General features: G+C 65.7%; 2 protein-coding genes. Both read right to left on the bottom strand.

Annotation, left to right across the window (positions count from 1 at the left end; translation table 11 throughout):
* Positions 1-631, bottom strand: a 631-nt coding sequence (locus tag AC1DU6_RS33335; protein WP_477862618.1) for a glycoside hydrolase family 88 protein, incomplete at its 3' end; no start/stop codon positions are given.
* A gap of 20 nt (positions 632-651) precedes the next feature.
* Positions 652-869, bottom strand: a 218-nt coding sequence (locus AC1DU6_RS33330) for a beta galactosidase jelly roll domain-containing protein (protein ID WP_477862616.1), incomplete at its 5' end; no start/stop codon positions are given.

Genomic DNA, 869 nt, shown 5'->3' with positions numbered 1-869 from the left:
GGTATTTGATGTGGATGAGGAACTGGCGCTTGGCCTCCTCGACGTAGTGCGGCCGGTTCAGCAGCAGGCCGAACTTGGCCAGCGGCAGCACCGACATCATCAGCGTGTCGTCCCACAGCTGCTGGTGGTTCACGCTGTTGTAGACGATGTGCTGGAAGCCGCCTTCTTCGGTGCGCGGCAGCTCGTTGTAGACCCACTCGGCCCAGCGATCGATGTAGGGCAGGAAGCGACGCTCGCCGGTGCGGTCGAACAGGTAGGCCAGCGTCAGGAAGGGCGCCACCGTGTTGATATTGCGGCTGGGCATGCCCTCCGCAAAGCGGGCCTCGAACCAGCTCGTCATGATGTTCCAGGCCTTGGGGTCGCCGGTCAGCTCCCAGACCTTGTAGACGCCATACAGGCCCACGCCGTGGGTCCACTCGAAGCCGTTCCAGCCCTTGGTGTCCAACACGCGGCCGTCGTCCAGGCGCAGCAGGAACTTGCCGTCCTTGTCCTCGATGTTGACCAGGTTGTGGATCAGGCGATCGATGGCGCCGCGGATGTCGTCGCGGTCCGCGCCGAGGCCGGCCGTGTGGTGGGCCAGCAGCGGGTGGATGCGCGAGGAGTCGACGGGCTTGAGGATCTGGTTGGGCATGGTCTTGTCTCGATGTGAATTCAACGCTGCAGGTTGCGCGGTTGGGGCACCGGCTCCAACGGTACGCCGCCGCGGGCGACGGCCAGCGGCACCAGGCGCACGGCCTCCAGTGCGTTGGCCGCCTGGCCGTCGGTGGTGACGGCCAATGTCAACGTGTTCTCGCCGTTCGGGTTCAGGATGCCGGGCGGCAGCACGAAGACGCGCTGCGGGCCGATGTGGGCGATGAACTGGCCCATAT

The sequence above is a fragment of the Roseateles sp. P5_B10 genome (genome assembly GCF_056400485.1).
The sequence above is the reverse complement of the archived record's forward strand: the minus strand, read 5'-3'. Positions and strand labels throughout refer to the sequence as shown.